1 protein-coding gene is annotated in these 566 nt (G+C 66.6%); it reads left to right on the forward strand.

The genetic code is table 11. The features are described 5' to 3' along the window. Positions 1–566: 2-keto-4-pentenoate hydratase (locus A5701_RS26165; protein ID WP_067761042.1), on the forward strand; the 566-nt coding region annotated here is incomplete at both ends.

The following is a 566-nucleotide window of genomic DNA, read 5'->3' on the forward strand; positions in this document are numbered from 1 at the left end:
GGCCTGTCGTCGAAGGCGATCCAGCAGATGATGGGGGTCGACGAGCCGGACTACGGGCATTTGCTCGACGAGATGCAATTGTTCGAAGACACCCCGGTTAAGGCGAGCCGCTACCTGTGGCCCCGGGTCGAGGTGGAGGTCGGCTTCATCCTCAACGCCGACCTGCCGGGAGCCGACTGCACGGAGGACGACGTGCTGGCGGCCACCGAGGCGCTGGTCCCGTCGATCGAGTTGATCGACACCCGGATCACCGACTGGAAGATCGAGTTGTGCGACACCATCGCCGACAACGCGTCGTCGGCGGGTTTCGTGCTGGGCAAGGCGCGCGTCTCCCCGGGCGACGTCGACATCAAAGGGATCGATGCGGTCCTCAGCTGCAACGGTGAGGTCGTCGCCAAGGGCCGCACCGACGCGGTGCTCGGCAACCCCCTCACCGCGGTGGCCTGGCTGGCCCGCAAGGTGGAGGGCTTCGGCGTGCGGTTGCGCAAAGGCGACTTGGTACTTCCGGGCTCGTGTATGCGCGCGATCGACGCGCACGCCGGCGACGATTTTGTGGCCGACTTCAC

The organism is Mycobacterium sp. E3305, assembly GCF_001666785.1.
Lineage (GTDB): Bacteria > Actinomycetota > Actinomycetes > Mycobacteriales > Mycobacteriaceae > Mycobacterium.